This is a genomic window from Streptomyces sp. NPDC023541 (genome assembly GCF_055559995.1).
In genome coordinates this window covers 1-6,448 of the sequence record NZ_JBVHJO010000032.1, presented here as the reverse complement: position 1 = coordinate 6,448, position 6,448 = coordinate 1, and the positions used below count along the sequence as shown (strand labels likewise).

Here is a 6,448-nt window from a genome sequence, read left to right as displayed (position 1 = left end):
GCCGGGCCACACCGCGCCGCCCCCGCCAGGGGGCGACCACGGCCGGAAGCAGCTGAGGAGTGTGGTGGCTCGGATGGGTCGGCGTCGGTCTGTGTGGCTGTGCCGGACCTGCTGGCTGCAGATCCGGCACAGCGCATCGGGTGGGGAGAAGCCGGCTCCCTTGCCTGAAGGAGGCTGTTACTGCCCGGAGACTTCCTCGATGGGGATGAACAGGTTCTGGTAGGCGTGGACGAGGGCTTCACCGTGGCGGGAGAGCTCACCGGGGCTGGCGAAGGGGGCCGTTCGCCCGGTGGTGACTGCCTCGAAGGTCCCGAGCTCGGTGCCTTGCGGGCAGACCGTGCCAGCGGCCGGTGCGTTGGCTATCAGCACGAGGCCCTCGTCGGAGTTCGCCTGTGTGGGATGTGCTCCGGGGCCCTGCCAGATCAGCTGTTCCTTGTGAAGGCGGTAAATGCCAGAGCCCCGGAAGTCGTCCGGAGCGGTAATGGTCCGAGGGGCCCGCATCTTCAGGTAGTAGGGCCCGGGGGAACCGCCGAGAGCCGCGTTGACGGTGAGGTTGTTGAAGTCCTCTGCAGCCGGGAGCCAGGTGACGGTGCCGCCCAGCATGGTGGTCAGGTGAGCCACTGCGAGTGGGGGGTAGCCGATGAGTTGCTGATTGGCGCCGGAGACCTCGGTCGTGCCCTGCTTGCGGGCGTTGATCTCGTTGATCGCCGGTCCGTCGGGGGTCCAGATGGTGTCGATGCCCCACAGGCCGGTCAGGCCGTAGGTACGCCAGGCCCACTCGCCGATACGGGTCGCTGCCTCGATCACATCGATGACACCGGAGGCGGGCCAGGGCATCGACCAGTCGTTGCCCGCGCTCTTGGCAGCGCCGATACCCACGGCGGAAACGGCAATGGCCTTGTGCGAGGGCTGGTCGACGTAGACGCACACACCGCCGTGTCCATCGGGAACGGACAGGACGGTGGTGTTGGAGCTCCAGCCCTCGATGAACGCGGAGACCCGCCAGGGGCCGGGCAGTTGGGCAGCCCGCTCCATGTCACGCTCGTTGTCGACGAAGACGGTGCCGCGACCGCCGCTGTCACGGGCGGCCTGTACGACGATCCGGGTGCTGCCGATGGCGGCGCGCATGTTGGCCAGGCTGGGGAGCCTGGGCGCGTCGTAGGTGCGGGCCTTGATGATCATGTGCTGCGGCACTCCTGCGGCCGAGAGGATGTGGCCGAGGGCGCTCTTGTCCTCGATCTGGTCGCGGATCTGGCCGGGCAGCGCGGCAATCGTGCCGCCTGCCCCGGCAAGTGCGTGCAGGGCCTGGCCGGCGTACCAGCCGGCGGCGACGGGCTGCCGTTCGAATCGATGGACCCTGGCTATGGCCTGCTCGGCGATCTCGTTCCACCAGGTGTGCTTGCGCTTCCCTCCCGGGCGCCGGCCGGTGCCATGCTCGGCGGCGATGTTTTCCACCGGGTTGGCCGGGTGCCAGGGGGTGTAGCAGCCCAGGGCCAAGGTCGGTCGGGCAGCGGGCACCGGAACGGGAGCGGCGTAGGCGACGCGGCCGCCGGTGGTGTGGCGGTCGAAGTCGACCAGTGGACGACCGGCCAGGGCCAGGGTCAGTTCGTGATCTGCGATCTGTGAGCGCTCACGGAGTTCGCGCGGGAAGTCGGGGCTCATTCGGTCTGATTCCTTCCGGTTCTACTACGGGTGGTGTTGTGAGTGGGGTGGGTGTTCCTGTGCCGGTTCGGGGCCGGCCGATGACCGGCCCCGAACCGTGTGAGCGGGGCGCCCCCGTGCGATGCCTTGTCGGCTCTCGCCTGAGGGCGCCTACACTTGAAGCGTGAGTTGGGCCCGCTTCTCTCGGGCCCGACTCACGACCTCATGAGCGCTGCGTCACTTGTCGATGCCGGGGTAAGCCCGACGCTCCTTGCCCTGTTCGAGCCCGACGTGTTCCATCTCGACGCCCGTCAGGATGTAGCGGCGCAGGGGCTCTTGGGTCTCCCGGTCGGTGTTGCGCAGGTGCCGGGGGTCGAGCTCCTCGATCACGATGGACGGGGCCTTCGCGGAGTCGTTCTTCCCACCGCGGACCGCCACAGAGAGCAGGCCCTCGTCCTCCTGGAGAGGCATGGGCGCCAGCCGCCAGATGGTCCCACGTCGGCTGGAGAGGCTGACGGCGCCGTAGCCGCGCTCCTCACGCGGTGTCATCGGCTCGTCCACGGTGGCCACCAGCCCGCGGAACATTCCCATCGCCCGGCCCTGGTTGACGATCTGACCGGTGTCGAGGGTGAAGGAAGGGGAGAAGACCGTGGAGGCCGGGTACTCGGCGGTGCGGACTGCTGCGGTGTAGGTCTGCACGATCGGCAGGATCTCGTTGCGGACGTGCCGGGCGGCGTTCAGGTCGATGCGGTCGAGTTCCTCCGCCATGTCGGCCAGGTGCTGCTCGACGTCCTTCACGTGGTCCCAGGACGCCTCGGGGAAGGGGGCGGACCGTGTGGTGTGCCCGTTCCTGGCCTTGACGTCCAGCAGCGTGTTGAGGAACCAGCGGGTGGCGTCGGCGTAACCGGACTTCCTGCGCTTCTCGGTCTGCAGGTAGATGTGCAGGGCGGTGAACCGGCCGTTGGTGCCGAAGTTGGGCTCGATGGCGTAGTACTCGCCGTCGGCGTTGCTGAACTTGTAGAGGTCGACCTCCCGGCGGTAGTGATCGTCCGTGATGTCGCCCGCCAGGGCCGCCCGGACCGTGGCTTCGGTGCCGTCGAGGCAGTCACCGGTGAGGTGGATGTAGCGGGTCGGCTCGTGGGAGAAGACCGGCTCGTTGGACGCCCCCAGGGCGGTGACCCGGGTGATGGGAAGCGGCTCGGTGGCTGGCTCGGCGCTGATGAGCAGGTGCGGTCCGACGGCGATGACGTGGCGGCCGTCGACGACGGTGTCGGTCACCTGGCCCAGCCCGATGAGAGGGGCGAACCGCAGCTCGACCGCGGCGGAGGCCGCTCCATGGCCCAGCTGGTCGAAGACCGGGCGGTAGGTGGTGAGGAAGTTCGCCATGTCGAGGATGAACTGCTTGCGGGTGGTGGAATCCGCCGTGCGGTCCTGCCAGCCCAGGGTGTAGGGGGTCAGGGAAAGCCGCACGCCGTCGAGCACGTGGCCGCAGTCGGCCGCGATGCGCCGGTGCATGTCGGCCAGGTTTGGCGCGGACAGGTCCTCCGACTCCGCCGAGGAGTAACCGACGGTGGAGACGCGGACGCGGGAGCCCAGGAACTCGTCCGTCCAGCGCAGGTACTCGTGCAGGTACGGGTAGCTCGCGATGTCGTTGTCGAGGTACGGGAAGATCGTCCCGGGTCGGTGCGCCTCCCGGCCCCTGGCGACGCGGATGCCACGCTCGTCGGCGACGGTCGCCAGGGCCTTGATCAGCACGTACAGGCCCTGCCGGGTCAGCTGCCAGACCTCCCGGCCCGCGACCTGCGAGCAGAACGAGCAGCGGTTGAAGCATCCGGTGGCCGGGGCCAGGTACTGCAGCCGGGTCAGTGCCTCGGTGGGCAGCTGCCGGAGCTGTTCGACAAGCGCTTCCAACTGGGGGCGGAGGGTCTCCTCGGAGAGCCCCGTGAATGTCTGGCACTGGGTGTTCTTGGTGTCGCTCACTGTTTTCCTTCCAGATCTACTACGGTCAGGGGTGAGGGGCGGCTGCCCCGGCTCCTTCGGGTGACCGGTCTGGTGCCGCGGGGTGCGTGCTCCGGCCGGTCAGGCGAAGCCCGTACCGCGCCGGGCTGGTCCGTCAACCCCGCTTTTTGGGGTTGACGGACAAGCCCGGTGTGGTACGCATTTGTGACCGGCTGGAGCATGTATCCCGCGACAGGGCGGGATCCGACGAGTCGGGGAAGCTGCGAATTACGGACCGGAGTAGCGCGTGAGAGCGATTGACTAACAGGCCGCTGACTAGGGCTTCTGATCAGATCCGGACTGTTGGATCCGCAGGTGGGGGCGCTCCCCACACCGCGCCCGGTTTCGCGGGCACAAAGCCGTCGATGGACCGATTCAGCTAGTTGCAGACAAAAAGCTGCGAACAGGTTCGTGAGGACGGCAAGGTTCCGTCAGCCCGTGGGGCTCGGGGCCCTGGCAGAAGGGATGGTCGGTTGTGGCCACGCACATGCTGGCGTGGGATGAGCCCGAGCACTGGACTGTCTGGCATGTGAGTGCCCGGTACGGGATCGCTGCTGGGACGGTCACCCGTGAATGGGTGCACTGGCCGCAGTGGCCCTGTGCGGTGGCCGGGTACGGCAAGAGTCGTTCGGGGAGGGGGCGTCCGCTGAAGGTCTACCGTCGCACCGAGGTGGAAGCGGCAGTGGCTGCGCATGCGCGGGCCAGTCCTGAGTTCGGTCCCCCTCGTCAGCCGGATCGGGAATGGCCCAGGCGCGACCGGGTGACGCTGGCCGAGGTCGGAAGGCGCCTGGACCGTTCCTATGTGGAGGTGCGCAACTATCCGCGGCTGTACTCGCAGTGCGCGGCCAATCCGTTCCCTCTGCCTGGCCCTGATGGCCGGCGTTCATGGGGCGATGTGATCGACTGGCACCGCGCCCGACCGGGCATGGGGTTTCGCAGGAGAGGGGATTCGACCCCGAGGTGCGTGGCCCGATCCGACGACAGGACATTCTCGTGAACGCTGACACCCCATTCCACCGGATCAAGATCCGTGTCGCGGCAGCTGTCTTCCACGGCGAGGACGTCGTTCTGATCAAGCGGACGAACAGTTCAGGGGCAGAGCACTACTCGTTGCCCGGTGGCAACGTGGAGGCAGGCGAGGGTCTGCTGGATGCATTGGACCGTGAGCTGCGCGAAGAGCTGGGGATCGAGCTCAGGCATGCGGGGAGTCAGCCTCAGTTCACCTGGATCCTGGATTCCATGGTGACGCGACCGGGGAATACGCCTCCGCGGAAGATCCACATGGTCTACCGTCTTCAGCTCGCTGGCGCATCCTCTCCGGAACTGCGGTCGCACGAGTACGACGATGTCGTTGGTGAAGGCCGGATCGTATGGGTGCCGTACCGTCGCACGACTGGGCTGCATCTCTTCCCGCCAGTCCCGCTGTGGCAGCTGGCCGGCCCTGCAGAGGCTGTCGATGCCGCGGATTGCATGCTTCCGCCTTTGGACGACAGCAACTTCACGTGGCGCTGAGCCTGTAGCGGCTGTTCAGCGGCTTCGGCGGCGGTAGGGGCCTGCCAGGGTGCGGGTGTCGGCATAGGTCCAGATGTCGGCGCGTCGGTATCTGCGCCGGGTCCGGCCGCTGGGGAGTTCTTCTTCCTCGGCGGGCTGGGGCCACCCACGGGGGGGCTTCTTGGGGTATCGGGTGATGCTGGTGGGTTCCATGCCCAGGATGCGGGCGGCTTCGGAGAGGGTGACCAGATCGTCGGGGGCGCCGCTGCGGTCGACGAGGGATTCATCGGGGCGGGAACGCGCCTTGTAGCTGTCGTACCAGGTGTCCCAGCCGGTGGGGTCCCAGTACATGACGCGGTCGACGGTCTTGGCGGGTTCGGGGTGGCCGTTGGCGGCTCGCTGGCTCCACATGTGGTCGAGGGTGCCTTTGGCCAGGTCGTGTCGTGCGGCGAGTTGCGCACGGGATTCGAGGTTGGTGGTGTCCTGGCGTGTGCGGTACCAGCGGTCCCATTCCTCGCTGTCCCAGACAAGTTCGAGTCCGATGGTGCCGACGGCTTCGGGATGGCCGGTGGTCTGCCGGTTGCGGTACCAGCCTTCGAGCGGGGTGAGGGTGATGCCGAGGCGGGTCATCAGGTCCCGGCGGGTGTACACCTCGTGGCCGTTCAGCGTGGTCATGCGGTCCCCTCTTGGGTCGTTGTATCGGTGCGTGGTTCCGGGCCCTGGGCTGGGTCCACCCGTCGGCCGGTCGCCTAGCATGGGCTTCATCGCCTCGCGGCACGGATTCCTGGTCGAAGGGTTCGTTGCCTGAGGGCGTAGGGCGGCCGGCTGGACGCCATCCTTGTGTCGGCCGCCCGCTGCAGCCCGGCTGGGCGACGTGTCTGAGCAGGATTGGCGTCGGTCGACCTAGCACAGCCCCTTCGAGTAAATCCAATCCTGCCTTAAATTTCCAGGTTGGGCCAACCCATGGGTGCCACGGGGTGCCGGCGGAACGCCGGCCGCTGTGGGCAGGGCCGGACCGCGCCAGCGGGCCGGCCCTGCCCACAGCCGAAAAGCAGCCATCCCCGAAGGGGATGTCCGCGGCCCGGCGCCCGGCCCGGGGGCCCAAAGGCCCTCCAGGGCCGACGGCCCACGGGCCGGTGAACGCCGCCGGGCCACATCACGCCATCCCCGAAGGGGATGTCCTTTTCCCGCGCCCGCAGCCGACAGCGGTCGCCGGCCACCGAGGGGTGCCGGCGGAACGCCGGCCGCTGTGGGCAGGGCCGGACCGCGCCAGCGGGCCGGCCCTGCCCACAGCCGAAAAGCAGCCATCCCCGAAGGG

4 protein-coding genes are annotated in these 6,448 nt (G+C 68.3%); 1 reads left to right on the top strand and 3 read right to left on the bottom strand.

What is annotated here, in order from left to right; all coding sequences use genetic code 11:
* Positions 1 to 177 precede the first annotated feature (177 nt).
* Positions 178 to 1,662: an ATP-grasp domain-containing protein gene (locus tag ACZ3X1_RS36470; RefSeq protein WP_467283750.1), complete on the bottom strand. Its 1,485-nt coding sequence runs from the start codon at positions 1,660 to 1,662 to the stop codon at positions 178 to 180.
* Positions 1,663 to 1,878: 216 nt separating this feature from the next.
* Positions 1,879 to 3,621, bottom strand: coding sequence for a hypothetical protein (locus ACZ3X1_RS36465; protein ID WP_467283748.1), 1,743 nt, complete (start codon positions 3,619 to 3,621; stop codon positions 1,879 to 1,881).
* Between the two features lie 1,011 nt (positions 3,622 to 4,632).
* Here ACZ3X1_RS36465 and ACZ3X1_RS36460 point away from each other — a divergent pair.
* On the top strand, positions 4,633 to 5,151 hold the full coding sequence (locus ACZ3X1_RS36460) for an NUDIX domain-containing protein (protein ID WP_467283746.1): 519 nt from the start codon (positions 4,633 to 4,635) through the stop codon (positions 5,149 to 5,151).
* A 15-nt stretch (positions 5,152 to 5,166) separates the two neighbouring features.
* On the opposite strand, the gene ACZ3X1_RS36455 is transcribed toward ACZ3X1_RS36460, so the two are convergent.
* A complete protein-coding gene (locus ACZ3X1_RS36455) occupies positions 5,167 to 5,805 on the bottom strand; it encodes a hypothetical protein (RefSeq protein ID WP_467283744.1) in 639 nt (212 codons plus the stop codon).
* Between the last annotated feature and the right edge of the window lie 643 nt (positions 5,806 to 6,448).